This is a genomic window from Arthrobacter senegalensis (assembly GCF_059091765.1).
Window position 1 is genome coordinate 25,105 of sequence record NZ_JBNHGZ010000003.1, and the last position, 26,856, is coordinate 51,960.

Here is a 26,856-nt window from a genome sequence, read left to right on the forward strand (position 1 = left end):
CATGCTCGAACTCGAGGTTGTCGGAGTCCGCATTGAACTCCCGTCGAACCAGCCGCTGGTGCTGCTCAAGGAAACCGAAGGCGAACGGCACATACCCATCTGGATCGGCGCGCCGGAAGCCAGCGCGATTGCGTTCGCCCAGCAGGGCATCAAACCGCCGCGCCCCATGACCCACGACCTGCTCCGCGACGTCGTGGACGTGCTCGGCCGGCGGATCACCGAAGTCCGTCTGGTGACGGTCCAGGACACCGTCTTCTTTGCCGAGCTGGTGTTTGACGGCGGGGTGACAGTCAGCTCCCGCGCCTCGGACGCCATCGCGGTGGCACTGCGCGTGCCCTGCCCGATCTATTGTGCGGACGAGGTAATGGACGAGGCCGGGGTCAAGATCGCCGAAGCGGCCGACGACGAGGAATCCGACGGCCCGGCGCAGGAGAACGCGGAAAGCCAGTTGCGCGAGTTCAGGGAATTCCTCGCCGACGTGGAGCCCGAGGACTTCGAGAAATAGCCGTCGCCGGCATCTGGTTCCGGCACCCGAAACGCCCGGCCCGGCTCCGGGGCATCCGACACGCCGCAGCAAAAAGGCCAGCGTCTTTGACCGGCGGCCCCCGCCGTTCTAACGTCGAAGCATACAGTTCCCATTGCACCGCAGGCCATCTCAAGGCAGACTTAGACCAGACCTCTGGGCTGACTGCGAAGCTCATTCCCCACAGGGAACTTCGACAAGGAGGGTTCACGTGAGTCCTAAAGGTGATGCAGGCGAGATGCCGCACGCTCTGCAGACCGGCGCTGCCATACCCGCAAGTGCCCAGGGCTTGCTGTTCACCGAAGACCTGCCCGTGCTGGACGAGGACGCCGGTTACCGCGGTCCCACAGCATGCAAGGCAGCCGGCATCACCTACCGGCAGTTGGACTACTGGGCACGCACCGGACTGGTGGAACCTGCCGTCCGCGGCGCGTCCGGCTCCGGCTCGCAGCGTCTCTACAGCTTCCGCGACATCCTGGTCCTGAAGGTGGTCAAGCGCCTGCTCGACACCGGCGTCTCGCTGCAGCAGATCCGCTCCGCCGTCGGCCACCTGCGTGAACGCGGCGTGGAAGATCTGGCCCAGATTACCCTCATGAGCGACGGCGCCAGCGTGTACGAGTGCACGTCCGCCGACGAAGTCATCGACTTGGTCCAGGGCGGACAGGGAGTCTTCGGCATCGCCGTCGGCCGGGTGTGGCGAGAGGTCGAAGGCAGCCTCGCGGAGCTCCCCAGCGAACATGCCGCAGAGGAACAGGATTTTCCCGACGACGAGCTGAGCCGCCGGCGCGCCGCACGCAAGATCAGCTGACCGCACACAGGACATAACAGCGGGAGGGGCTCCGGGAAACCGGGGCCCCTCCCGCTGATTAATGGCGCGATCCCGTGTATCGCGATCCCGTGTGTAAGGTGCGGCCCGGGCGGACCCGCCGCACGGTTCGGGACCTGTTGTCAGCTGGGCTGGCGGCGGAGCGTGCGGCTGCGCATCCGCCCGGAATCGGTCAGGTTCTTGAGCAGTTCGTCGAAAAGCGCGGCCGCCTGCCGTGCCGATTCACCCGGCCACTGGTGGACGGAATGCGCTGCCCCCTGGATCTGCTGCCAGTTCGCCTGCTCGGCGATGGTGGGGGAGAGCAGCAGGTCGCCGAACATGGTTTTCATTTCGGCCAGCCGGTAACCGTGTTCGTTGGAGCTGGGCCGGACACGGTTGGCCACCACCCCGGCCGTCTTCAGGTCCGGGGCGAATTCTTCCCGGAACAAATCGATGGCGCGCATGGTGCGCTCGGTGCCCGCCACCGAGAAGAGGCTCGGCTCGGCCACGAGCAGCACCCGGGTGCTCGCCGTCCACGCCATGCGCGTCAGCCCGTTGAGCGACGGCGGGCAGTCGATGAGCACCAGCGAGTAGTCATTCACGCGGGAGAGCACGGTCGAAAGCCTGCGCAGGTCCCGGCGGCTCAAATCGGGCCGGTCGTAGATGCCGGAGTAGGCGGAGCCGATGGCGACGTCGAGAACCTTCCGGCCGGAAGCCGGCGCGCTGCCGGGATCCGCCGAGGCCACCCAGCCGCTCGGGGCGACGTTGGCCCGCAGGTCGGCCTTGCGTGCGTTCTTGAGGAGCCGGCCGACGTCGGTCTGGCGGGACGGCTTGACGCCTAGTCCCGTGGTCGCGTCAGCATGCGGATCCAAGTCGATGACCAGGGTGGGGATTCCCGCTGCCAGCGCCGCAGAGGCCAGGCCCAGCGTGACCGAGGTCTTGCCGACCCCGCCCTTGAGGCTGCTGATGCTCACTACTTGCACGTAAAAACCAAAACCTAACGTATCGAGTCGTGGGGCTTCTGCGCCGGATAAGTCTTCACGGCACCCTATTCATCATAAGTGGAGCGCCGCAGCACACCGTGCCACCCGCGCCGCCGGGGCGTTTCGCAGCTTGCGCCGTAACATGCGGCCCGTGAGGACCGCCGCGGCGCGTGATCTGTGCAACACTGGCTTGCCAGCCCGGCTCGCAGTCCGTGAGACTTGGCTCACTGAGTCCGCCGGCGCCGGCGCCGGACGGTCGGTGCTTCGCCCCCAAAGTCCGGACCCGGCAACGATGCAGGAGTGAAATGTTCGAAAAGATCTTGGTAGCCAACCGTGGCGAAATCGCCATCAGGGCCTTCCGTGCGGCCTACGAACTGGGCGCCAAAACGGTGGCTGTCTTCCCGTATGAAGACCGCAACTCGATCCACCGGCAGAAGGCCGACGAAGCGTATCTGATCGGCGAGCAGGGGCATCCTGTCCGGGCTTACCTCGACGTCAACGAAATCATTCGGGTCGCCAAGGAGTCGGGCGCGGACGCCATCTACCCGGGTTACGGATTCCTGTCCGAGAATCCCGAGCTGGCCCGCGCCGCTGCCGGTGCCGGCATCGCCTTCGTCGGCCCCAAGGCCGATGTGCTGGAGCTCGCGGGTCATAAGGTCCATGCCCTGCAGGCGGCCCGCCGGGCCGGGATCCCGGTGCTGAAGTCCACCGAGCCCAGTGCCGATCCGGAGAAGTTGCTGGCCGAAGCCGAGGAGATCGGCTTCCCGATCTTCGTCAAGGCGGTTGCTGGCGGTGGCGGGCGCGGCATGCGCCGGGTCGACAGCCGCAAGGATCTCCCGGACGCCCTCGCGGCTGCCATGCGGGAAGCCGACACGGCCTTCGGCGATCCGACCGTTTTCCTTGAGCAGGCCGTATTGCGGCCGCGCCACATCGAGGTGCAGATCCTGGCCGACGGGCAGGGCAACGTCATGCACCTCTTCGAACGCGACTGCTCGCTCCAGCGCCGGCACCAGAAGGTCATCGAAATTGCCCCCGCACCCAACCTGGACGAGGGCATCCGGCAGGCACTGTACCGGGACGCGGTCACGTTCGCACAGGCGCTCGGATACACCAATGCCGGCACGGTCGAGTTCCTGGTGGACACGGTCGGTGAACGGGCCGGGCAGCATGTCTTCATTGAGATGAACCCGCGCATCCAGGTGGAGCATACGGTGACCGAGGAGATCACCGACGTCGACCTGGTACAGTCCCAGCTGCGCATCGCCGCGGGCGAGACGCTGGCCGACCTGGGCCTGTCCCAGCAGGCCGTGTCCGTCAACGGCACGGCCATGCAGTCCCGTATTACCACCGAGGACCCGGCCAACGGCTTCCGTCCCGACGTCGGCAAGGTCACCGCCTACCGGTCGGCCGGCGGCGCCGGTGTCCGGCTGGACGGCGGCACCATCTACACCGGGGCCGAAATCAGCCCGCACTTTGACTCGATGCTGGTCAAGCTCACCTGCCGCGGCCGCGACTTCGCGACGGCGGCCGCCCGCGCCAGGCGTGCGCTGGCCGAGTTCCGCATCCGCGGCGTCTCCACCAACATCGCGTTCCTGCAGGCGGTGCTGGAGGACCCGGACTTCCTGGCCGGAAACGTCGCCACCTCGTTCATCGACGAGCGGCCGGAACTGCTCAAGGCCCGGGTCTCGGCCGACCGCGGCACCAAGCTGCTGACCTGGCTGGCGGACGTCACCGTCAACAAACCGCACGGCGAGCTGCCGGTATCCACGGCACCGGTGGAGAAGCTGCCCGAACCCGCCAGGCAGGCGCTGGAGGCCACCGGTGCCCTGACGGCCGTTCCGGCGTCCGGATCCCGGCAGCGGCTGCAGCTACTGGGCCCGGAGAAGTTTGCGGCCGAGCTGCGGGCCCAGACAGCCGTGGCGGTCACGGACACGACCTTCCGTGACGCCCACCAGTCGCTGCTGGCCACCCGGGTACGCACCAAGGACCTGCTCAACGCCGCACCCGCCGTCTCGGCCCTCACCCCGCAGCTGCTCTCGGTCGAGGCGTGGGGCGGCGCAACCTACGATGTCGCGCTGCGGTTCCTGGGCGAGGACCCGTGGGAGCGCCTGGCGGCGCTGCGCCAGGCGATGCCGAACATCTGCCTGCAGATGCTGCTGCGCGGACGGAACACCGTCGGTTATACCCCGTACCCGGAGGAAGTCACCACGGCGTTCGTCCGGGAAGCTGCCGCCACCGGCATCGACATCTTCAGGATCTTCGATGCGCTCAACGACGTCTCCCAGATGGAGCCGGCAATCCGGGCGGTGCGGGAGACGGGAACCGCCGTGGCCGAAGTAGCGCTCTGCTACACCGGAGACCTGCTGGATCCGGCGGAGGACCTGTACACGCTGGACTACTACCTGGAGCTGGCCGGGCGGATCGTCGAGGCCGGGGCGCATATCCTGGCGATCAAGGACATGGCCGGCCTGTTGCGTCCGGCGGCCGCGGCGAAGCTGGTCACGGCGCTGCGCGAGCGCTTCGATCTGCCGGTGCACGTGCATACCCACGACACGGCCGGGGGCCAGCTGGCGACGCTGCTGGCCGCCGTGGATGCCGGTGCAGACGCGGTGGACGTCGCCAGCGCGGCCATGGCCGGCACCACCAGCCAGCCGCCCATGTCGGCGCTCGTGGCGGCGCTGGCGCACACCGAGCGCGACACCGGCCTGGATCTGGCCGCCGTCGGCTCGCTGGAGCCCTACTGGGAGGCGGTCCGCCGCGTGTATGCCCCGTTCGAGTCGGGGTTGCCGGGGCCGACCGGCCGCGTGTACGCGCACGAGATTCCGGGCGGCCAGCTCTCCAACCTGAGGCAGCAGGCCATCGCGCTGGGACTCGGGGAGCGGTTTGAGGCGATCGAGGACATGTACTCCGCCGCGGACAAGATCCTGGGCCGCTTGGTGAAGGTGACCCCGTCGTCCAAGGTGGTGGGCGACCTGGCCCTTCAGCTGGTCGGCGCAAACGTCGATCCGGAGGAGTTCGCGTCCGATCCGGGGAAGTACGATATCCCCGATTCCGTCATTGGCTTCCTCTCCGGCGAGCTGGGCGATCCTCCCGGCGGCTGGCCCGAGCCGTTCCGCACCAAGGCCCTGGCTGGCCGCACCATCAAGCGGCGCGACGAGGAGCTGACGGCCGAGGACTCGGCGGCGCTGGCCGCGGATTCGGCGACCCGGCGCGCGGCCCTGAACCGGCTGCTGTTTGCCGGCCCGGCCAAGGAGTTTGAGAAGATCCGGGACATGTACGGCGACGTGTCCGTGCTGGACACGCTGGACTACCTGTACGGGCTGCAGCCGGGAACCGAACACGTGATCGAGCTTGAGAAGGGCGTCCGCCTGATCGCCATGCTCGGGGCCATCTCCGAGCCGGATGAGAAGGGCATGCGCACCGTGCACTGCACGCTCAACGGCCAGCAGCGCAATGTGATGGTGCGCGACGCCAGCGTGGAATCCGAAGTCAAGGTCGCCGAGAAGGCCGATCCCGCGCAGCCGGGGCACGTGGCGGCTCCGTTCGCCGGCGCCGTCACCGTCCTCGCCAAGGTCGGCGACACCATTAAGGCGGGCGACACGGTGGCCACCATCGAGGCCATGAAGATGGAAGCCGGCATCACCGCTCCCGCCGGAGGCACCGTCACGCGGCTGGCGGTCTCCGCCGTCGAACAGGTCCAGGGCGGGGACCTGCTCCTGGTCATCGACCCGGCGTAGGCCCGAGGCAACCTTCGGGAGGAGACAGGCAGGGCCGCGGCGTGGAAGCCGCGGCCCTGCCTGTCTCGTCGAGGCTACTGACGCACGCCGGCGTAAATCTGCTCCACGTAGTCGTCGAAATCGGCCAGCACCTGCGCCCGCTTGATCTTCAGCGACGGGGTCAGGTGCCCCGATGCTTCCGTGAAGTCGGACGGGATGATCCGGAAGGACTTGATCCCTTCCGCCTGGGAGACGGTCTGGTTGGCGCGGTCGATGAGCGACTGGACCGCCTCCTTCACCACTTCGTGGTCGGCTGCCTGGTCCATGGTGGTGTCGGCCGGCAGGTTGTGGCGGTCCAGCCAGCCGGGCAGGGCCTCCTCGTCCAACGTGATGAGCGCGGAGATAAACGGCCGGTTGTCGCCGATCACCACGCACTGGGAGACCAGCGCATCGGCGCGGATCTGGTCTTCAAGCAGGGCCGGGACGACGTTCTTGCCGCTGGCGGTGACGATGATTTCCTTCTTCCGGCCGGTGATGCGCAGGAAACCGTCAGCGTCCAGTTCGCCGATGTCTCCGGTGCGGAACCAGCCGTCTTCGAAGGCCTCGGAGGTGAGGTCGGGCCGGTTGTAGTAGCCGCGCAGCACGCAGACGCCCTTGGCGAGGATCTCGCCGTCGTCGGCGATTTTGACCGCGTTTCCGGGCAGCGGTGCCCCGACCGAACCGATCTTGACCAGTTTGGGGGTGTTGACGGACACCGGGGCCGTGGTTTCGGTCAGGCCGTAGCCCTCCAGCACCAGAAGGCCGATGCCGTGGAAGAAATGCCCCAGCCGTTCGCCCAGTGGGCCGCCGCCGGAGACCGCGTGCTCGACCCGACCGCCCATCGCTTCGCGGATCTTGTGGTACACCAGCTTGTCGAAGAGCTTGTGCTTAAGCTTGAGCATCAGCGGCACCTTGCCGGCCTCGTCGGCCCGGGACCAGGCGACGGCCGTGTCCGCGGCGGCGTGGAAGATCTTGCCCTTGCCGGCATCCTCCGCCTTGAGCATGGAGTTGTTGTAGACCTTTTCGAACACCCGCGGGACAGCCAGGATGAACGTCGGGCGGTAGCTTTGCAGATCCGGCAGCAGGTTCTTGATGTCCGGCGTATGCGCCACGGTGGCACCCGCGGCGACGCACAGGACGGAGATAAACCGGGCGAAGACGTGGGCCAGTGGCAGGAACATGATGGTCTGCGCGCCCTCGTGGGCGACGTCCGGCAGCGCCGCCGCGGCGTTCTTGGACAGCTCCACGAAATTTCCGTGGGTGAGTTCGCAGCCCTTGGGCCGGCCGGTGGTGCCGGAGGTGTAGATGATCGTGGCCAGATCGTCCAGATTCGCCGCCGTGCGGCGTTCCTCCACCGTGGCGTCGGGCACCTCCCGGCCGGCGGCGCGGAGCGCGTCCAGCGACTCCTCGCCCAGTTGCCACACGTGTTTCAGGTCCTCCAAGCCTTCGTTGAGGGCGGCCTGGCGGACCTTCGCCTCATGGGAGGCGCTTTCCGCGAAGACTGCCACAGCCCCGGAGTCGCCGAGGATCCAGGCGATCTGGCTGGGGGAGGAGGTCTCATAAATCGGCACCGACACGGCGCCGGCGAACCAGATGGCGAAGTCCACCAGGGACCATTCGTAGCGGGTGCGGGCCATGATGCCCACCCGGTCGCCCGGCTGAACACCGCTGGAGACCAGCCCCTTGGCCAGCCGGGTCACATCCGCGAGGAACTCAGTGGCACGGATGTCCTGCCACGTCCCGGACGGGTCCTTGCGGGAAAACAGGGCCGGATTCGATGCCTTCTGCGCCTGTTCAACCACCAGACCGGCGATATTGGCCTCCCGCGGAACGTCAACCAGGACGGGCACGCTGTATTCGCGCACGATAGCTCCTCACTTCCTCAGCTGTGGCCAGCTCTGTATAGCCTCCCTGACGGAGGGTGCTTTTAGCCTATAACCTAAATCACAACGGATACCGGCAGGTAACCTACGAAACGGTAACGGTCGGGCCCTCCCTGGCCCGGCAGGCCCGCCGCGAGCGGCTGCCTAAGATGGTGGGGTGGAGAACAGCGCCCTGGCGGTGGGCATAGACATCGGCGGCACCAAGGTGGCCGCCGGGGCCGTCGACCGGGCCGGGCGCGTAGTGGCGGAGCTGGTCCGTCCCACGCCGGGACACGATCCGCGGCACGTGGAACACCTCATCTCGGCGATGGTGCGGGAGTTGGCTTCCGAGCACGACGTTGCCGCAGTGGGCGTCGGAGCGGCGGGGTGGATGGACCTTGCCGGGGGAACGGTTCTGTTCAGCCCGCACCTGGCGTGGCGGAATGAACCGCTGCGGGACAACCTGGAGCGGCTGCTGGCCCGGCCCGTCAAAGTGGTCAACGACGCCGACGCCGCCGCGTGGGGGGAGTTCCGCTTTGGCGCCGGGACGGGGGAGCGGCGCCTGGTCTGCATCACCTTGGGCACCGGCATCGGCGGGGCGATGGTGATGGATGGCCGGCTGGAGCGGGGCCGGTGGGGTGTTGCCGGGGAATTCGGGCACCAGGTCATTATGCCCGGCGGGCACCGCTGCGCGTGTGGAAACCGCGGCTGCTGGGAGCAATACGCCTCGGGCAACGCCCTGGGCAGGGAGGCCCGGGAGTTGGCCGCGGCGAACTCGCCCGTGGCGCAGCGTTGGCTGGAGGCCGTGGGCGGAACGGTGGCAGACATCACCGGCGCGGTGGTCACGGATCAGGCGAAACGCGCCGACCCCGCCAGCGTCCGGCTGCTGGAAGAGGCCGGCGAGTGGCTGGGGCTGGGGCTGGCCAATCTTGCCGCGGCGCTGGATCCCGGGCTGTTCGTGATCGGCGGCGGCCTGTGCGAAGCCGGGGACCTGCTGTTGGAGCCGGCCCGCCATGCGCTGCAGCGGAACCTGACCGGTCGCGGGTTCCGGCCGGTGGCTGAGGTTCGGGCGGCCGGCCTGGGACCGAAGGCGGGGATGATCGGCGCCGCGGACCTCGCCCGCGGGGCCTCCGTCTGATTCCACGGCCGGCGCTAGACGCGCGCCCCGTCGTCGTGCCCGTCGCGTTCCGTGGGCAGGCGGAAGAGCAGGTAGGCCGCAGAGGCCACGAAGAGGGCCACCAGCGCCAGCACCGCGGTGAAGGGGGCGCCCGGCCAGAACATGGCGGTCAGCAGCAGGCCCAGCGGGGCCCCCACGGCACCGATCCACGCCAGCACCAGCAGCGGCTCGCCGGCGCCCAGCGGGGCAGGTTCCGGCGGGACGTAGCCCTCGTCGTCGTCCGGTTCGGCGACCGTGTAATCGCGCGGCCCGGGCGGCGCTTCATCCGCCGGGACCTCCGGCAGGCGGTTCTCGAAGATCTCGCGCAGGCGCTGTGCATCGCCGCCGTTGCCGGCCGCGGGCCGCTCCGGGGGCATGCCGTCCGCGTTGCCGGAGTCTGTCTCTTCCAGCCGGGCGACCAGATCCTGCCAGGCGGCGTCGTCCCGGTCCTGGTCATGCCCGGGCATGGGTGGCTCCCGTCTGCCCCGGAGACGCGGCCGCAGTGGCGTGAATGAATTCGGCGGACCGGCGGTAGATCAGCTCGGCGTCGTGGTCCATGGTGGCCACGTGATAGCTGTCCGCCAGCGGCACCACCTCCAGCCGGTCCGTGCCAATCCGCCGCCGGAGCACATCCATGGAAGATTCCGGGACTATGTGGTCCACCGCGGAGCGGAAGACGAGCGTGGGAGCAGTGACGCGTGGCAGGTCGGCCACGACAGTCTTGAAGAGCTGGCCCAGCTGGTGCGCGGCGGCCACCGGGGTGCGTTCATAGGCACCCTCATCCATGCCCGGCTTGTTGATGTCGTTGCCAATGGCCGGCACCGACCGCAGGACATACTTCAACAGGCCCGACAGCGGAGCGCGCCGGTCCGCGATGGTTAGACCCGGGTTGACCAGCAGCACGCCGGAGACCGGACGGTGCGCGGCCAGCCGCAACGCCAGCGCTCCGCCCATGGACAGACCGGCCACGAAGACGTGGCTGCGCTCGCGGGCGAGCTCCGAAAAGGCCTGCTCGGCCGCCCCGTACCAGCTTTGCCAACGGGATGTGGCCAAGTCCTGCCACGTGGTGCCGTGACCGGGCAGCAGCGGCAACCGTACTCCGAAGCCGGCATCGGCCAGGCTTTCCGCCCACCCCCGCATACTGCGCGGGGAACCGGTGAAACCATGCAGCAGGACGACGCCGACGCGGGAATTCGGGCCGTGCCCGGGGCTGGAAAAGACGCCGTCGGCAACAGAAGTCATGGCACTATCGTGTCATTACGGGAGCCGTTCGGCCATCAATAGCCGACCGGTTCCTTTCTCCGGCACCCCCATCCCGCGCAGCCACGCAAAGCCAAAGCTGGAGTAGAGTCTCAAGCGGTATTGGTAAAGCGGCCGGCGGCGGCGGAACGGAAAGGCACACGTGTTCTACTGGTTCATGAAGACCATCGTCGTAGGACCGGTGGTCCGGCTACTCTTCCGGCCATGGGTCAAGGGGCTGGACAATATTCCCGACAGCGGCCCCGCGGTGCTGGCCAGCAACCACCTTTCCTTCTCCGATTCGATTTTCCTGCCCCTCGCGGTGCCCCGGCCCGTGGTGTTCCTGGCCAAGAGCGAGTACTTCACCGGCAAGGGCGCCAAGGGCAAGCTCACCGCGGCTTTCTTCAGGATGACCAACCAGCTTCCAATGGACCGATCCGGCGGAGCGGCCTCGGCCACGTCCTTGCTGGCGGGACGGGACGCGCTGCAGGATGGCGGCCTGCTGGGCATCTACCCGGAGGGCACCCGGTCACCGGACGGAAAGCTATACCGCGGCAAGACCGGCGTGGCCAAGTTGGTGCTGCACACCGGCGTGCCGGTGATCCCGGTGGCGATGATCGGCACGGACAAGGTTCAGCCCATCGGCCGGCGCATCCCCAACATCCGCCGGGTGGGCATCATCATCGGCAAGCCGTTGGACTTCTCCCGCTACAAGGGGCTGGAAGACGACCGGTTCATCCAGCGTTCGGTCACCGACGAGATCATGTACGAGATCATGCGGCTCTCCGGCCAGGAATACGTCGACTCGTACGCCAGCACGGTCAAGGCCAAGCTGACCGCCCGCAAACCGGCCAAGACCGAAAACCAGCGCCACGCCGCCGTCGGCCTGCCGCCGGAGCAACCGGAACCTCCGAAGGCCAAAGCGCCCGGCGCCATCACGGTCATCGGCGGAGCGGACCCCGCCGCGGGACGGGAGCCGGCCGCCGCAGGGCCTGAGCCTGCCGCCGCGGGGTTGGGGCAGGAACAGCCCGAGGCGGACGGGCAGGCTGCCGGCCACGCCGCAGCGGCCACGCCCTCCGGCGCCCTGCCCGACAGCCCGTCCGACAGCACCGCAGGGCACAGCGGCGGAGCGGGCGCGGCCGCGGCGGAAGGACCGGATGCCGGGGGAACAGTCCCGCGATCCGGCCGGAAGGGCCGGCGCTGACGCCGTCGGAATGTGACGCCCGTGTGGCGGCCCATGACCCCTGCACGTGAAGCCAGCGAAGCCGCAGGTCTACGATTGAAGGGTGACCGATACAACCTTCATTTCTTCCGTTCCCGACCAGCTGCCGACGGCAGCGGACTATCCCGGTCTGGATGACTGGCGAGAGCTGCCGGTGGTGCAGCAGCCCACCTGGCACGATCCCTCGGTCTACGCGTCCTCCGTTGCCGAGCTGAACTCCCTGCCGCCGCTGGTCTTTGCCGGGGAAGTCGACGTCCTGCGGGAGCGTCTGGCCCTGGCCGCCGACGGCAAGGCGTTCCTGCTCCAGGGCGGGGACTGCGCCGAAACCTTCGGCGCGGCCACTGCCGACAAGATCAGTGCCCGCGTCAAGACCATCCTGCAGATGGCCGTGGTGCTCACCTACGGCGCCTCGCTGCCCGTGATCAAGATGGGCCGGATGGCCGGGCAGTTCGCGAAGCCCCGCTCGTCCAACGACGAAACCCGTGAAGGCGTGACCCTGCCGGCCTACCGCGGCGACATGGTCAACGGCTTCGAATTCACCCCCGAGTCCCGGGCCCACGATGCCAGCCGGATGGTGCAGGCGTACCACACGTCCGCTTCCACCCTGAACCTGATTCGTGCTTTCACCCAGGGCGGTTTCGCCGACCTGCGCCTGGTGCACCACTGGAACAAGGGCTTCACGGCCAACCCGGCGCATTCGCGCTACGAGTCACTGGCACGGGAAATCGACCGCGCCGTGAAGTTCATGGATGCCTGCGGCGCCGACTTCGACGCCCTCAAGCGGGTCGAGTTCTTCGCCAGCCACGAGGCGCTGGTGCTGGACTACGAGCGCGCGCTGACCCGCATCGATTCACGGACGGGCCTGCCCTACAACACCTCCGGGCATTTCCTCTGGATCGGTGAACGCACCCGCCAGCTGGACGGCGCCCACGTGGACTTCCTGTCCCGGGTGCGGAACCCCATCGGCGTCAAGCTGGGCCCGACCACGTCCGCCGACGACGCCCTGCGGCTGATCGACAAACTGGATCCCGAGCGCGAGCCGGGCAGGCTGACCTTCATCACGCGGATGGGTGCCGGCAACATCCGCCACAAGCTGCCGGAGCTCGTAAAGCGGGTCACCGAGAGCGGCGCCAAGGTGCTCTGGGTGACCGACCCCATGCACGGCAACACGGTCACCTCGCCCAACGGCTACAAGACCCGGAACTTCGACGACGTCATCGAGGAGGTGCGCGGTTTCTTCGACGTGCACCACGAACTGGGCACCTTCCCCGGCGGCCTGCACGTGGAAATGACCGGCGACGACGTGGCGGAGTGCCTGGGCGGCGCCGATCCCATCGATCAGAACGCCTTCCTGGACCGCTACGAGTCCGTCTGCGACCCGCGGCTGAACCACATGCAGTCCCTGGAGATGGCGTTCCTGGTGGCGGGAGCGCTCTCCCGCCAGCGGTAGCCCGCCGCACGCCCGCCGTCCCCGCGCTCCTCAGGACCGGGACGAGATGGAAGGCCCGGAACCAGGTGAACAGGTTCCGGGCCTTCCGGCTTCACGGGACGCGGGCGGGGCGAGCCGCCGGCTTGCTGGCTCAGGCTCTTGCTCGCGCCAGGGACAGCGTCACACCACGGTCAGGGTGATGACCGATCCCTCCGGCAGCGACCCGCTGTCCGGGTCCTGCGTCCGCACGGTGCCGAAGAAGCCGCCGAGGAACTCCTTGACCTTCACCTCGAAGCCCAGGTCCTCCAGCGCGCGCTTCGCCTCGTCGACCTGCCGGCCCACGGTGTCCGGAACCTCGACCATCCGCGGGCCCTTGGAAAGCGTCAGCGTCACGGTGTCACCGCGGATGACCTGTCCTTCGGCCGGCGTCTGCGCCGCGACCGAGCCGGCCGGGACGTTGCGGTCGAACACGGCCTCCGGGGCCACCGCCACCTTCAGGCCGGCGCCTTCCAAGGCTGCGGCGGCGTCGGACTGCGGCTGGCCCACCACCTGCGGCACGCTGAACGGCTTCGGCCCCTTGGAGACCGTGAGCCCGACGGCGGTGCCCCGCCGCAGCTGTTCGCCCTCGCCGGGTTTGTGGCCGAGGACGGTACCCGCCGCTGCTTCTTCGTCGTACTTCTCCTTGACATCACCGGCGGCCAGCCCAGCCTCCTCCAGCGCGGCGGTGGCCTCCTCCACGCTCATGCCCGCCAACGCGGGCACGCCGAAGAGCTCCGGGCCCTTCGAGACCACGAGGGCCACCTGCTCGAAGCGGCGGACTTCGACGGGCGCATCGGGTTCCGTGCCGACGGCTACCCCCGCGGCCAACTTCTCGTCGAAGACTTCCTCGAGCGTGTACTCCAACCCCTGTTCCCGGAGCATGCCCTCGGCTTCGGCCACCGGCTTGCCGGCAACGTCGGGCACGGAAACAATGGCGCCGGGCCCCATGCCGAAGAACCACCCTGCGGCTGCGACCAAGGCGGCCAGGATGGCCAGCACGACAATCCAGATGATGCCCCGGCGCCGGGGATTTCCGCGGCGCAGGTTCTGTTCGGGACGCCGCGATTGGCGGGCGAGTTCCCGCTGGCGCTTCTTGGATTCGCGGGCGGAGAGCGGGCGCTGCTGGCCGGCCGGTGCCGCCGCAGCGGCCTCGCCGGCGCTGAAAACCTGCGTGTGGTTTGCGGAGCGGGAGATGACGGTGGTGCGGTGCGGATCGGACGGGATGACCTGGGTGGATGATGTTCCCGCCGGCTCGGCCCGGGGTGGCCGGGCATCCAGCTGGGCGTCGCTGAGGGATTTGTGCACGTGCCGCAGTTCACCCAGCAGCGCGGCGGCGTCCACCGGCCGCTGGTCCGGATCGGACCCGGTGCACCAGAGCACCAGTTCGTCGAGATCGGGAGCCAGCCCGGGAACCAGGGTTGACGGCGCAGGGACGGTGGAATTGACGTGCTGGAATGCCACCTGGATCGGCACGTCGCCGGTGAACGGCTGACGCCCGGTCAGCATCTCGAACAGCATGATGCCGACCGAGTAGACATCGCTGCGTTCATCGGACGCGGTTCCGGTGACCAATTCGGGCGGCAGGTACGCCACCGTCCCGATCAGGGACCCGGTATTGGTGCTGGTGGTCACGGCGCGCGCCAGGCCGAAGTCTCCGAGCTTGACCCGGCCGTCGTCGGACATCAGCACGTTCTCCGGCTTGATGTCGCGGTGCACCAGACCGGCGGCGTGCGCGGCGGCCAGCCCCTCGATCACAGGATCAAGGACAGCCAGCGCATGCCGCGGCGTCAGCGGAGCGGACTCGTCGAGCAGGTCCCGCAGCGTGTGTCCGGGCACGTATTCCATCGCGAGGTAGGCGACGTTGCCGTCGATGCCCTGGTCGTAGACGCCCACCACATGGGGGTGTGAGAGCCGGGCCGCGGACTTGGCCTCGCGTTCAAACCGTTCCAGGAAGCCGGCGTCTTCCGCCAGGTAGGGATAGAGGACCTTGAGCGCCACATTGCGGTCCAGCCGGGTGTCGGATGCCAGGTAAACGGTGGACATTCCGCCGCGCGCCAGGCGCGAGGCAACCCGGTAGCGCCCGTCGATCAGGGCGCCGACCAGTGAATCAGTTGCCGGTTGCACTCTACGATCCTAAGTCCGATGAGCGAAAGGACCCGAATCCACACCGGGGTTCGGCTCCTTTTGCCACGGGGGCGGTGGCCGCTAGAACTTCTTCATGTGCGATTTAACCGCTGCCACGTAGGCCTTCGTGTCGTTGTACATGCCGTACGTCATCACGCCGTACTGGCCCTGGTAGTAGGACGCAATGGCGATGTCCAGGGACGGGCTGGTGCTCACCAGGGACCGGATGATCGCTACGCCGGCGGTTGCGTTGTCGTAGGGGTCCAGCAGGTTGAGCTTGCGGCCCACCAGGGTCGAGGCCCACTCGCCCGAGGACGGAATGACCTGCATGGCGCCGATCGCGTTGGCCGGCGACACGGCGTCCTGCTGGAAGCCGGATTCCTGGTAGGCGTGCGCCAGGGCGAGCCGCGGGTCCACCCCCATCTTGACGGCCGTCTCGGCGATGATGTCTTTCATCTGCGCCTGGGTGGGCTGCGGGGTGGAGAGCAGCAGGCGCTTGTTCTCGTTCGCCTTGCCCACCACGGCGGCCGGGTAGGTGTAGTGCAGGAAGGTACTGGGAACCAGCGGCTGGGCCGACGCGGTCCCCACAGTCGACGTCGTGGTTTGCGCACCGCCGGGGACGCTGATCTTCTGGCCCGGGTGGATGATCGACGTCGACTTCAGGCCGCTGGACTGCAGCAGGCTGGACAGGGTCACGTTCAGCTTGGCGGCAATGCCGGAAAGCGTATCGCCGGACTTGACCGTATAGCTGCCCGCGCCGGTGGCTGCGCCGTTGTTGGCCGGGGCCTTGGACGACGCCGACGCGCTGGTAACCGACGAACCGCTCACCTTAATTTTTTGGCCCGGGTAAATGACCGAGGTGACCTTGAGGTTGTTGGCGGAGAGGACGGCGCCCAGGCTCATGCCGTGGCGGGCGGCGATGCCGGAGAGGGTATCGCCCGGCCTGACCGTGTAGCTTCCGGTGCCGGAGGGCGCGACCGACGTGGTGGAAGGTTTCGCCTGCGCGGCCGGAGCGGGCGAGGCGCTGGAGGTCTTGGTCGCGCCGTTGACCGAGATCTTCTGGCCCGGGTAGATGATCGAGCTGATCTTGAGGTTGTTGGCGGAGAGGAGGGCGCCCAGGCCCATGCCGTGCTTGGCGGCGATGCCGGAGAGGGTGTCGCCCGACTTGACCGTGTAGCTGCCGTTACCGGCGACGGTTTTGGCGGAAGGTTTCGCCCGGACAACGGCCGAGGCGGCCGAGACCTGGGCGGCGCCGCCGTTGACCGAGATCTTCTGGCCCGGGTAGATGATCGAGCTGATCTTGAGGTTGTTGGCCGAGAGCACGGCGCCCAGGCTCATGCCGTGCTTGGCGGCGATGCCGGAGAGGGTATCGCCGGACCTGACGGTGTAGCTGCCGGAACCCGACGAGGACTGCTTCGCGGCGTTGCCGGAGGACTTGGCGGCCGAGCCGCCCAGCTTGATCTTCTGCCCCGGGTGAATGATGGTGCTGGCACTGAGGCCGTTCAGCGACAGTACCTTCTGCGTGGAGAGGCCGTACCGGGCCGCGATGCCGCTGATCGTCTCGCCGGCCCTCACCGTATGGACGGCGGGAGTGTTCTGCGCCCGCAGGGAAGCGGGCAATCGGGCGGCAACCTGGGAAGCGGGAATGAAAGCGGTCGCCGGAACCGTAACGCCCGGAATCGCCGCCTTGGGCTGCAGCGCAGAGCGCGGCGGCAGCTCGGCTGCCTGGGCCGGCATGGCCAAGGCAGCGGAGGACAGCACGACGGCGGGAATCGCCGCGGTTGCTGCCGCGGACAGTAGTACCCGGCGGGGCTGGCTGCGGTCGTTGCGCGTGATCGGGCGCTGATCGGTCATTGGTGTCCCTCATCCTTGTTCTGCGGCCTGGCGAGCGTCCCCCAACGGGCCGCACAGTGGTACTGGTGTGCCGTTTGTTATCGATGTGAAAGCTGTTACTCAAGTGAATTTACACTATCGACGCATAACACAAAAGCCACCGGCGGAGAATGAAGAATGAAGGCGGCGTGTCGAAAAGGAAATGGCTCCGCGGGGGCCGCCGTGGCACCCTTATACGGTGAGTGAACTTGAAGAACTGATTACCGACTGGCTGCCCCTTCCCGACGTCGCCGAACAACTGGACGTCTCCATTAAAAAGGTGCACGCCCTGCTCGAAGAACGCGCCTTGGTGGAGGCGCGCGTGGGGGAGCGCAGGATCCGCTCGGTGCCGGCGGCGTTCCTGGTCGGCGGGACCGTGCTCGAAAGCCTCAAGGGGACCCTGGCGGTGCTGTCCGACGCCGGCTACAGCGATGAGGAAGCCCTGGTCTGGCTCTTCACCGCCGATGACTCGCTGCCCGGCCGGCCCATCGACGCGCTGCGCGAGGGCCGCAAAACCGAGATCCGCCGCCGCGCCCAGGCGCTCGGCTGGTAGGGACCCGGTAGCCGGCGCAATTGCCCAACCCGCGGGGGTCGGGCCCCGGGCTGCCGGCTCAGGCGCTGCGGCGCACCGCTGCGTCGGCCAGCATGCCCAGGGCCTGCCGCACACCGTCGGCCACCGGCAGGGCCGCCAGGGCCGCCTCGACCGCGGCGGTCCGGTCGGCAATCATTTGCTCGGCGGCAGCCAAGGCGCCGCTGCCGGTGATCAGGTCCCGCAGTTCTTCCACCGCCGCGTCCGAGAGTTCCGGTGAACCCAGCCGGGTCTCCAGCAGGGCGCGTTCGGCCGGCGTGCAGTGGTTGAGCGTGTGCGCAATCAGGACCGTGCGTTTGCCTTCCCGCAGGTCGTCCCCGGCCGGCTTGCCGGTGGTGGCCGGATCGCCGAACACGCCCAGCACGTCGTCGCGGATTTGGAAGGCCTCGCCCAAGGGCAGCGAGAATGCCTCGTAGGCCTCCAGCAAGCCGGTAGAAGCGCCGGCCAGCGCACCGCCCACGCTCAGGGGATGCACGGTGGAGTACTTGGCCGACTTGTAGCGGAGGATCTGCAGCGCGCGGTCCACGGCGGCTTCGGCCGGGCGCCCCGGTCCGGCAGCTTCCTCCAGCAGGTCCAGATACTGCCCGGCCATGACCTCCGCGCGCATGCGGTTGAAAATCGCGCGGGCCGGCGTTCCTGACGCGGACTCCGCCCCGATGCCGGCAAAGACTTCTTCGCTGAGGGACAGGCAGAGGTCGCCGGCCAGCAGGGCGGCGGCCTGCCCGTAGCGCTCGGCGTCCAGCGCCCAGCCGTTGAGCCGGTGCTGCTGCTCGAACCGCCGGTGCACGCTCGGGCTGCCCCGCCGGGTGTCCGAGCGGTCGATGATGTCGTCGTGGATCAGTGCCGCGGCCTGGAAGAGCTCCAGCGCGACTCCCGCCTGAACGGCCTGGCCGGCGAGCACGGACCCCCCTGCCCCGCGCCAGCCCCAGTAGGCCAACAGCGCCCGGAGGCGCTTGCCGCCCGCGGTGAGGTCGGTGATGGCCTCCACCAGCGGTGCCGCGTCCGGAGCCGCATCCTGCAGCAGGTCCTTCTGTCCGGCCAGGAACTCCCGGAGCAATCCGGCCACGGCCTGCCGGAAGTCTTCCTGTTCCGCCGCGCTCGTTGTGGTCGCAGAGGGTTCCATGCCGTTACCTCCGGTCTGCCCGTGCGGGGAGGGATTCGTCAGGGCGGTACAGCATGCGGCGGAGCTCCTCGCGGTGGTACTGATGTCTGCAGCCAGTCTAGACAATCCGGCCGGGCCGCCGGGCCGCCCGCCCGCAGCTTCGGCGGCACCGCAGGCGGCAGCCAGCCTACGATAGTGCTGTGACCTCCCCGGACCAGCACAACTGCACCATTCTCCACGTGGACATGGACGCCTTTTTCGTGGGTGTGGAGTTGCTGGAGCGGCCGGAGCTGGTCGGGAAGCCGGTCATCGTGGGATCCGCCTCGGGCCGGGCGGTGGTGCTCTCGGCGTCGTACGAGGCCCGCAAATACGGTGTCCGCTCGGCGATGCCGATGGCACGGGCCCGCATGCTGTGCCCGCAGGCGCTCATCATTGAACCCAGCCACGGCAAGTACCAGCAGGCCTCGACCCGGATCATGGCGATCTTCCGGGAAATCACGCCGTACGTGGAACCGCTCAGCGTCGACGAAGCCTTCCTCGATGTGGCCGGTGCCCGCCGGCGGCTGGGCGAACCGCTGGAGATCGGCGCGCTGATCCGCCGTAGGATCTCGGCCGAGCTGGGACTGACCGCGACGGTGGGCATCGCCACGACCAAGTTCGTGGCCAAGATAGCCTCCACGCACGCCAAGCCGGACGGCCTGCTGCTCATACCCGAGGCCGAGACGGTCGACTTCCTGCATTCCCTGCCGGTGGGCGCCCTGTGGGGAGTCGGCGCCAAGACGCGGGAGGTCCTGGCCCGCCTTGGCATCCGTACCGTTGCCGATGTGGCACACACGCCGCCCGCGGCGCTGCACCGCGTCCTGGGAGCCACCGGCGACCACGTCCATCGGCTGGCCTGGGGAATGGACGACCGGGCGGTCACCCCTGAACGGGTGGAGAAAAGCATAGGTGCCGAAGAAACCTTCGAAAAGGACGTCGACGACGACGAGGTGCTCGAGCGCGAGCTCCTGCGGCTGGCCTACCGGACGGCCGCCAGGCTCCGCGCCGGGAACATGCGCGCCGGAACCATAGCGTTGAAACTCAGGTATTCCGACTTCACCACCTTGAACCGGTCACGGAAGCTGCCGGCGCCCTCGAACAGCGCCCAGCAGTTGCAGGCCGCCGCTGCGGCGCTTTTGTCGGCCCTCGGCGAGCGGCCGCAGGCGGTCCGGCTCATCGGGTTGCGGGCGGAGCAGTTGGAGGACGCCGGCCGGGGCGGCCAGCAGTTGAGCTTCGACGGCCACGAAGACACGTGGCACAGCGCCGAACAGGCCCTGGACGAGGTGAACCGGAAGTTCGGCGGCGCGGGGATTGTGCCTGCCTCGCTGCTGAAGTCCGGGCCCCGCAAGCCGGCGGAGCAGGGCCCGGAATCCCGCCGCCGGCCGGGCCGGGGCCAGGGTGCGTGAAATCGGGGCGGGTGGGATCACAGGTGGGTCATCGTGGCTTTTGATTGCAGGCTTTGCGCTCTATTCTTAGTAGCAGAGGTCAATTCGGTTCCGGTTGGTTTCAGGAACTCTTGTCCCGCGGAGTTCGTTGTACGCTATGCACCCTTGGGGGACTGGAACAAAGGAGGCTCAGATGCCACTCTCAGAGCATGAACAGCGGCTGCTGGAACAACTGGAGCAGCAGTTGCATGCTGATGACCCGAAGTTTGCCAGCCACATGGAATCGGCCAGCGGCCGATCGTTGTCGACGCGCCACATCGTCGTGGGCTCACTCGTCGCGATTGCCGGAATCCTGGTCCTGCTCACCGGCATCCTCAGCCAGATCATCGCCGTCGGAGTCCTGGGATTCGTCATCATGGGTGCCGGCGTCTACTGGGCCACCACGCGTCGCGCCGGGGCAGGGTCGCCGCGGGCGACCGGCACCAGGCAGACTTCCTCATCGAAGGGCGGCTTCATGGCCAGCCTCGAGGAGCGGTGGGACGAGCGGCATCACGGCGAAGACCGCTGACATAAGACCCGGCCGCCGGAGCAGCCGTTGAGGCTCCTCCACTTCGCCCCACCCGGCGGCTAGCGGCCGAAAGGCACGAAGGCAAGACCCGTCAAACGTCGGGTCTTTTCGTGTTTAAAGACCCCGTGTGGGCCGGATCCGGCCCGTTTCCCGGCGCAACGGCCGCATCGGCCGGCCTGGACGCGATCCAACAGGAAACTTCTACTGCCGGGCTTCCCCAGGCCCTCCACTTTCCCTCCACTCTGCTCCACCCGCCTGCTTCCGCGCCCCCACGCGGAGGGCGCCGAACATTTCCAGCTACAAAAGGGGCCGGAAGTAGTTGACTGTGGCGTGATGTGGAGTAAAGTGGAGGACATAAGAGGGTAGTGGTGACGCAGGGGGCGACGGTCTCCTCCAATCGGCAGGGCGGTGGCGATGTTCCTCGGGACACACTCGCCGCGGCTCGACGAGAAGGGGCGCCTGATACTTCCCGCAAAGTTCCGCGAGGAGCTTGCCGATGGACTCGTCCTGACGAGAGGCCAGGAGCGTTGCATCTACGTCTTCAGCCAGAAGGAATTCGAGCGGGTTCACGAGGAGATGCGGAAGGCTCCGATATCTTCCCGCCACGCCCGTGACTACATTCGCGTCTTTCTGTCAGGAGCCTCTGACGAAGTTCCGGATAAGCAGGGCCGGGTCACCATCCCGCCGGCACTGCGGACCTATGCAGGGCTGGACCGGGAGCTGGCGGTCATCGGTGCGGGAACCCGCGCTGAGATCTGGGATGCCCGGGCCTGGGACGACTACCTCCAGGAGCAGGAAACCGCCTTCTCCGAAACAGACGAAGACGTATTGCCCGGAGTCTTTTGACCCCGGGACGACAAACAGCACACGCGGCACGAACGTTCTTGGATGAGATCTCCAGCCGCCCGGCAGGTCCAACCTGGCTCACCTTCCCCGGAGCCAGGCGGGACAGGCCAGGCGCGGATGGGGATCTGGTTCAAGGACTTTCGGACTTAAAGACTCCAGCGACCAACCGGTCCCGGGCACCAGCAGGAAAGAAGGCTTCAGGATGAACAGCGAGCGGCCTGCAGGGGAGCGCCACATTCCGGTGCTCCGCGACCGCTGCATCAACCTGCTCGCCCCGGCCGTCGAACGTGCGGTGGCCGAACGCGGCCGCGCCGTCGTCGTCGATGCGACGCTCGGCATGGGCGGGCATTCGGAGGCCTTGCTGCAGCGTTTTCCGCAGCTGCATCTGATCGGGATCGACCGGGACGAACAGGCGCTGGCGTTGGCCGGAGAGCGGCTGCGCCGCTTCGCGGAGCGCACCGATCTGGTTCACGCGGTGTACGACGAGATCGCCGACGCGGTTGACGACCTCGGCGTCGGCCAGATCGACGGCGCGCTGTTCGACCTGGGCGTCTCCTCGCTCCAGCTGGACGAGCGGGACCGCGGCTTCGCCTATTCCTACGACGCGCCCCTGGACATGCGGATGGACACCAGCCGGGGCATGACTGCCGCGGACATTGTCAACACGTATGCCGAGGCGGACCTGGTGCGCATCATCCGGCGCTGGGGCGAAGAGAAGTTCGCCGGACGCATCGCCTCCAGCATTGTGGCAGCCCGCGACGAGGCCCCGCTGACCACCACGGGCCAACTCGTGGACGCGATCCGCAAGGTCGTGCCGGCTGCTGCGGCGCGGACCGGCGGCCATCCGGCGAAACGCACCTTCCAGGCACTGCGGATCGAGGTCAACGAGGAGCTGGACGTGCTCGAGCGGGCCTTGCCGGCCGCCATCGACGTGCTGGCGCTGGGCGGCCGGATCGTCGTGATGTCCTACCACTCGCTGGAGGACAAGATCACCAAGGCCGTTTTCGGACAGCTCTCGAAGTCATCCGCACCCCGCGGGTTCCCCGTCGAGCTGGAAGAACACAAGCCGCAGCTGAAGACCCTGACCAAGGGCACCGAAGTGCCGACGGCGGCAGAGATTGCAGAAAACCCGCGGGCGGCGTCGGCCAAGCTGCGGGCGGTAGAACGGATCCGGAACAGGAGCGCAAAATGAGTGCCAGTGCCCACGCGGCCCGTCCCGACCAGCATCAGTACGTGCACGGCAGTGCCGTGCCGGTCCGAGGTCCCGCAGCGGCGCCCCGGCAGGCCCCCCGCCGCACCCCGCTCTCCGTCGTACCCAACAGCCCGACGCGCAAGCGCGTGCCGTTCGCCCTGTTCTGCTTCACGGTTCTGGTGCTCGCGCTCGGCAGCGTCCTGATGCTGAACATCTCGGTCTCCAGCGGGCAGTACAAACTGGTGGAGCTGCGCAACGAGCAGGTCTCCCTGGCCCAGGCGAACGAAAAACTGACACAGCAACTCGAAAACCACCAGGCTCCCCAGAATCTTGCCGCGAAGGCGGCAGAATTGGGGATGGTAACGTCTCCGTCGGTCGGCTCCATCAATCTGGAGAGCCAGAAGGTCACCGGGAAGCCGAAGGCGGCGGAACCAGGCGCAGCCCCGGAGCTGTTGGTGGCCCAGCCGGAAAATCCGGTCCAGAAGCCGGCCGCGAAGGATGAAGCCGGTCAGAAGGACGGCGCCCCCGCGGCGGCGAAGGAACCGGCGAAACCTGCTGCCGCTGCTGAAGCCGGTGCAGAAGAAGGCGCGGCACCGAAACCCGCCGAAAAGCAGCTGAACGGCGGCAGCATCCCGGCGCCGAAGCAACAGACAGGCCAGTAATCGCCCGGCAACGCAAACGAGGTACCTGTGGCAGCACCAACAGCCGACCGGCAGCACCCCAACCGCACGGCGAGGGCTACCAGGAGGCTCCGGGCCGGGCTGGCGATGGTGCTGATCCTGCTGGTCATTCTCGGGGCCCGTCTGTTCCAGCTGCAGGGGCTGGACACCGCCGGCATGGCCCAGGCGGCGGTGGACAAGCGCCTGCGCACCGTCGACCTGCCCGCGCTCCGCGGCGAGATCCTGGACGCCAACAACAACGTGCTCGCCCGCAGCGTGCAGCGGTTCGACGTGGTGGTGGACCAGCGGCTGGTCGAGGACTACACCCGGTTCGATCCGATCAGCCAAAAGTCCGAGGACGTCAAGATCGCCGACGCCATCGCCGAGCTGGCCGGCATCCTGGGCCAGGACGTGGAGACCGTCACCAAAGCGGTCACCGGCGACAAGCCCTTTAATTACGTGGCCAAGTCGGTCACCCCGGAAGTCCAGCAGAAGATCGAGGAGCTGGCCTTTCCCGGGCTGTCCGCGCGCGCGACCACCATCCGCAACTACCCGGCAGGGGCGGTGGCCGGCTCGGTGGTCGGATTCATGCGGTCGGATGGCGTGCCGCTCGAAGGCATCGAGGCCTCGCAGAACGACGTCCTCTCCGGGACGCCGGGCACGAAGACCTACGAAATCGGCGCCGACGGCATCCGCATACCGGTCGGCACCTACGAAGAAGTCCCGGCCGTGGATGGCCAAAGCGTGCGACTGACCCTCAATACCGACATCCAGTGGTACGCCCAGGAAGTCATCGCCGAGACCGTGCGGGATTACGGCGCCGACTACGGTACCGTCGTCGTCCTCAATGCCAAGACCGGCGACCTGATTGCGCTGGCGGACTCCACGACGGTGGACCCCAATGACCCGGGCGCCACTCCGGATAGCGAACGGCAGTCGATGGCTGTGACACGCGCCTTCGAGCCGGGGTCCACTACCAAGATGATCACCATGGCAGCCGCGATCGAAGAGGGCATCACGACCCCGGCGTCGCGATACACCATCCCGCCCAAGTACACGGTCAACGGCCAGACGTTCCAGGACGCGACACCGCACGGCACCCTGACGCGCACCACGGCCGGCATCTTCGCGCAGTCGCTCAATACCGGCACCACCATGATCGGGCAGCAGTTGACGCGGCAGCAGCGCTACGACTACTTGCGGAAGTTCGGCATCGGCCAGCGCTTCGACATCGGCATCAACGGCGCCACCGCCGGCCTGCTGGCCGAGCCGGAGACGTGGGACGGGCGGCAGGAGTTCACCGTCCTCTTCGGCCAGGGCCTCGCTCAGACGGCCCTCCACACCGCCGTGGCCTTCGGGACCATCGCCAACAACGGCGTGCTGATGCAGCCGCGGCTGATCGACGCATATATCGATCCGAACGGCACCGAGCACGAGGTGCCGGTCGAGAAGGGCAGCCGGGCGGTTTCCAAGAAGACCGCCAACCTGGTGCAGGACATGCTGGAAACCAACTCGAAGTACCACAGCGGCAAGCCCGGTAACATTAAGGAGTATCGGATCGGGGTCAAGACCGGTACAGCCGAAGCACCGGCCGCCGACGGGGGATTCAGCGGCTACACCATTTCGATGGCCGGCATCGCCCCGATGGAGGATCCGCAGTTCGTCGTCGTGGCGACCATTCAGCGGCCGCAGGGCGGGGTGCTGACGCTGTCGGCCGGACCGACGTTCAAGAAGGTCATGACGCAGGTCCTCAACGCCTACGACGTGCCGCCGTCCACCAGCAAACGGGTCGACCTGCCGCTGGAATGAGCCAACCTGGAGAATATGTGAGTTCCACTGCCGAGCAGCCCCACCGGTCCGCCTCGCCCTTGCGGCCCCAAACGGTCAGGCCGGTCCGGCTGGCGGCGCTGAGCGGCATGCTGCAGCACCGCGGGCTTCCCGTACCCGAGGGCGGCCCGGGGTCGGAGGACCTGACCTTTACCGGCATCACCATAGATTCGCGTTCCGTCGAGCCGGGGGACCTGTATGTCGGCCTGCCCGGAGCCCGCCGGCACGGCGCCGACTTCGCCGCCCAGGCCGAAGCGGCCGGAGCGGCGGCCATCCTGACCGACGACGACGGCGCCCGGCGGGCAGCCGGCCTGGCTCCGGGCCTGCCCGTGCTGCGGTCGCGGGACCTGCGCGCACTCGTGGGGCCGCTGGCGGCCGCCGTCTACCGCAGCCAGCCGGCTGGCGGACAGGCGCCGGCGCTGTTTGGCGTCACCGGAACCAACGGCAAGACCACCACCACCTACTTCATCAAGTCCCTGCTGGAGGCGCTGGGCCTCAGCACCGGACTGATCGGAACCATCGAGATCACGGCCGGTTCCGAACCGATTCCCAGCGCCCTGACCACGCCGGAATCGCCCGAGGTGCACGGGTTGCTGGCCCTGATGCGCGAACGCGGGCTGGACGCGGCGGCCATGGAGGTCTCCTCGCATGCCATTTCCTTCCGGCGGGTCGATGCCGTCCGGTTCGACGTGGCCGGCTTCACCAATCTCACCCAGGACCACCTGGACCTGCACGGGAGCATGGACGAGTACTTCGAGACCAAGGCCCGCCTGTTCAGCCCGGAGCGGTCCGGCCACGCCGTCGTCTGCGTCGACGACGACTGGGGCCGCCGGCTCGCCGGCCAGGCCCGGTCCGCCGGAGTCCCGGTGGCCACCCTGGCCACCCAGGGCGGCAGCGCCGACTGGTCCGTCCGCAACCCGGTCCGTGAGGGCCTGGGGCACCGGTTTGAACTGCACGGGCCCGACGGCGTGGTGCTGCGGCTGCACACCGGGTTGCCCGGCTCGTTCAACATCTCCAACGCCGCGCTGGCCGTGGTGATGGTGGCGGCCTCCGGCACGCCTCCGGTGCGGCTCCAGCAGGCGCTCGACAGGGCGGATCCGCTGACCGTGGAGGTTCCCGGCCGGATGCAGGTGCTCAGCGGCAACCCGGCGGCGATCGTTGACTTCGCTCACAATCCCGACGCGCTCGAGCGGACTCTGGCCTCGGTGCGCCGTCCCGACCCCGGGTCACGCGTGATCGTGGTGTTCGGAGCCACCGGGGAACGCGATCAAACCAAGCGCCCGCTGATGGGGGCGATCGCCGCCCGGCTCGCCGACGTCGTCATCGTCAGCGACGACGACCCGCACGGCGAGGACGCCGCCCGCATCCGCGCGGATGTGCTGTCCGGCGCACGCGCCGCGGTCGAACGGGAGCAACTCCCGGCCGACATTATCGAAGTCTTCCCCCGTGCGGAGGCCATCGAGCGGGCCGTGGCCCTGGCGGCGCCCCGTGACACGGTCCTCGTCGCCGGCCGCGGCCATGAGGTCTGGCAGGAGGTCAACGGCCAGAACCTGGCCCTCGACGACCGGGAGGAACTGCGCGCGGCCCTGCACCGGCACGGATTCGAAGTGCTCTCCCCGAACGCGGTAGAGTCCTAGATC

Annotated in this window: 20 protein-coding genes and 1 pseudogene; 14 read left to right on the top strand and 7 right to left on the bottom strand. The window is 68.2% G+C overall.

What is annotated here, in order from left to right; genetic code table 11:
• Nucleotide 1: 1 nt before the first annotated feature.
• Together AC5RVG_RS10270 and AC5RVG_RS10275 are read left to right on the top strand one after the other, a co-directional pair.
• The gene (locus AC5RVG_RS10270) at nt 2–505 is read left to right on the top strand and encodes a bifunctional nuclease family protein (RefSeq protein WP_493999445.1); all 504 of its coding nucleotides are present in this window, start codon (nt 2–4) and stop codon (nt 503–505) included.
• 229 nt (nt 506–734) lie between these two features.
• Nucleotides 735–1,331: a MerR family transcriptional regulator gene (locus AC5RVG_RS10275; RefSeq protein ID WP_493999446.1), complete on the top strand. Its 597-nt coding sequence runs from the start codon at nt 735–737 to the stop codon at nt 1,329–1,331.
• Nucleotides 1,332–1,471: 140 nt separating this feature from the next.
• Here AC5RVG_RS10275 and AC5RVG_RS10280 read toward each other — a convergent pair whose 3' ends face one another.
• On the bottom strand, nt 1,472–2,311 hold the full coding sequence (locus AC5RVG_RS10280) for a ParA family protein (protein ID WP_494013796.1): 840 nt from the start codon (nt 2,309–2,311) through the stop codon (nt 1,472–1,474).
• A gap of 305 nt (nt 2,312–2,616) precedes the next feature.
• Here AC5RVG_RS10280 and AC5RVG_RS10285 point away from each other — a divergent pair, with 305 nt between their 5' ends.
• Nucleotides 2,617–6,048, top strand: a complete 3,432-nt coding sequence (locus AC5RVG_RS10285) for a pyruvate carboxylase (RefSeq protein WP_494013797.1) — start codon at nt 2,617–2,619, stop codon at nt 6,046–6,048.
• Between the two features lie 74 nt (nt 6,049–6,122).
• On the opposite strand, the gene AC5RVG_RS10290 is transcribed toward AC5RVG_RS10285, so the two are convergent.
• A complete protein-coding gene (locus AC5RVG_RS10290; RefSeq protein WP_493999449.1) occupies nt 6,123–7,931 on the bottom strand; it encodes an AMP-dependent synthetase/ligase in 1,809 nt (602 codons plus the stop codon).
• A 175-nt stretch (nt 7,932–8,106) separates the two neighbouring features.
• On the opposite strand from AC5RVG_RS10290, the gene AC5RVG_RS10295 reads away from it, so the two are divergent.
• Entirely contained in the window at nt 8,107–9,066 is a 960-nt protein-coding gene (locus AC5RVG_RS10295; RefSeq protein WP_494013798.1) for an ROK family glucokinase, read from the top strand.
• Nucleotides 9,067–9,080: 14 nt separating this feature from the next.
• Here the strand turns inward: AC5RVG_RS10295 and AC5RVG_RS10300 are convergent, their stop codons facing one another.
• Both AC5RVG_RS10300 and AC5RVG_RS10305 read right to left on the bottom strand, forming a co-directional pair.
• Nucleotides 9,081–9,551, bottom strand: coding sequence for a hypothetical protein (locus AC5RVG_RS10300; RefSeq protein WP_493999451.1), 471 nt, complete (start codon nt 9,549–9,551; stop codon nt 9,081–9,083).
• Nucleotides 9,538–10,326 carry an alpha/beta hydrolase gene (locus AC5RVG_RS10305; RefSeq protein ID WP_493999452.1) on the bottom strand — a complete coding sequence of 263 codons (789 nt, stop codon included), beginning with the start codon at nt 10,324–10,326 and terminating at the stop codon, nt 9,538–9,540. Before AC5RVG_RS10305 ends, AC5RVG_RS10300 begins: the two co-directional genes overlap by 14 nt.
• A 160-nt stretch (nt 10,327–10,486) precedes the next feature.
• Between AC5RVG_RS10305 and AC5RVG_RS10310 the strand changes: the two are divergent.
• Nucleotides 10,487–11,173: pseudogene (locus tag AC5RVG_RS10310) on the top strand (lysophospholipid acyltransferase family protein); the annotation flags it as partial.
• A 436-nt stretch (nt 11,174–11,609) separates the two neighbouring features.
• A complete protein-coding gene (locus tag AC5RVG_RS10315) occupies nt 11,610–12,995 on the top strand; it encodes a class II 3-deoxy-7-phosphoheptulonate synthase (protein ID WP_493999453.1) in 1,386 nt (461 codons plus the stop codon).
• A 159-nt stretch (nt 12,996–13,154) separates the two neighbouring features.
• Here the strand turns inward: AC5RVG_RS10315 and pknB are convergent, their stop codons facing one another.
• Nucleotides 13,155–15,137: a Stk1 family PASTA domain-containing Ser/Thr kinase gene (gene pknB, locus AC5RVG_RS10320; protein ID WP_494013799.1), complete on the bottom strand. Its 1,983-nt coding sequence runs from the start codon at nt 15,135–15,137 to the stop codon at nt 13,155–13,157.
• Nucleotides 15,138–15,218: 81 nt separating this feature from the next.
• A complete protein-coding gene (locus tag AC5RVG_RS10325) occupies nt 15,219–16,475 on the bottom strand; it encodes a LysM peptidoglycan-binding domain-containing protein (RefSeq protein ID WP_494014119.1) in 1,257 nt (418 codons plus the stop codon).
• A gap of 697 nt (nt 16,476–17,172) precedes the next feature.
• Here AC5RVG_RS10325 and AC5RVG_RS10330 point away from each other — a divergent pair.
• Nucleotides 17,173–17,562: an Rv2175c family DNA-binding protein gene (locus AC5RVG_RS10330; RefSeq protein ID WP_493999456.1), complete on the top strand. Its 390-nt coding sequence runs from the start codon at nt 17,173–17,175 to the stop codon at nt 17,560–17,562.
• A 58-nt stretch (nt 17,563–17,620) separates the two neighbouring features.
• Here the strand turns inward: AC5RVG_RS10330 and AC5RVG_RS10335 are convergent, their stop codons facing one another.
• Complete coding sequence (locus AC5RVG_RS10335; protein ID WP_493999457.1) at nt 17,621–18,721, bottom strand: polyprenyl synthetase family protein; 1,101 nt, start codon at nt 18,719–18,721, stop codon at nt 17,621–17,623.
• Between the two features lie 179 nt (nt 18,722–18,900).
• Between AC5RVG_RS10335 and dinB the strand changes: the two genes are divergently transcribed.
• From dinB to AC5RVG_RS10370, 7 genes are all read left to right on the top strand, one after another.
• Nucleotides 18,901–20,145, top strand: coding sequence for a DNA polymerase IV (dinB, locus tag AC5RVG_RS10340; RefSeq protein ID WP_494013800.1), 1,245 nt, complete (start codon nt 18,901–18,903; stop codon nt 20,143–20,145).
• A gap of 172 nt (nt 20,146–20,317) precedes the next feature.
• The gene (locus AC5RVG_RS10345) at nt 20,318–20,692 is read left to right on the top strand and encodes an SCO2097 family morphological protein (protein WP_493999458.1); all 375 of its coding nucleotides are present in this window, start codon (nt 20,318–20,320) and stop codon (nt 20,690–20,692) included.
• A gap of 414 nt (nt 20,693–21,106) precedes the next feature.
• On the top strand, nt 21,107–21,538 hold the full coding sequence (gene mraZ / locus AC5RVG_RS10350; protein ID WP_493987551.1) for a division/cell wall cluster transcriptional repressor MraZ: 432 nt from the start codon (nt 21,107–21,109) through the stop codon (nt 21,536–21,538).
• A gap of 202 nt (nt 21,539–21,740) precedes the next feature.
• The gene (gene rsmH, locus AC5RVG_RS10355) at nt 21,741–22,730 is read left to right on the top strand and encodes a 16S rRNA (cytosine(1402)-N(4))-methyltransferase RsmH (protein WP_493999459.1); all 990 of its coding nucleotides are present in this window, start codon (nt 21,741–21,743) and stop codon (nt 22,728–22,730) included.
• Nucleotides 22,727–23,392, top strand: coding sequence for a cell division protein FtsL (gene ftsL / locus AC5RVG_RS10360; RefSeq protein ID WP_494013801.1), 666 nt, complete (start codon nt 22,727–22,729; stop codon nt 23,390–23,392). Before rsmH ends, ftsL begins: the two co-directional genes overlap by 4 nt.
• A gap of 27 nt (nt 23,393–23,419) precedes the next feature.
• Complete coding sequence (locus AC5RVG_RS10365) at nt 23,420–25,198, top strand: peptidoglycan D,D-transpeptidase FtsI family protein (protein WP_494013802.1); 1,779 nt, start codon at nt 23,420–23,422, stop codon at nt 25,196–25,198.
• Nucleotides 25,195–26,853, top strand: coding sequence for a UDP-N-acetylmuramoyl-L-alanyl-D-glutamate--2,6-diaminopimelate ligase (locus AC5RVG_RS10370; protein WP_494013803.1), 1,659 nt, complete (start codon nt 25,195–25,197; stop codon nt 26,851–26,853). The genes AC5RVG_RS10365 and AC5RVG_RS10370 overlap by 4 nt, the downstream gene beginning before the upstream one ends.
• The last annotated feature ends 3 nt before the right edge of the window (nt 26,854–26,856 follow it).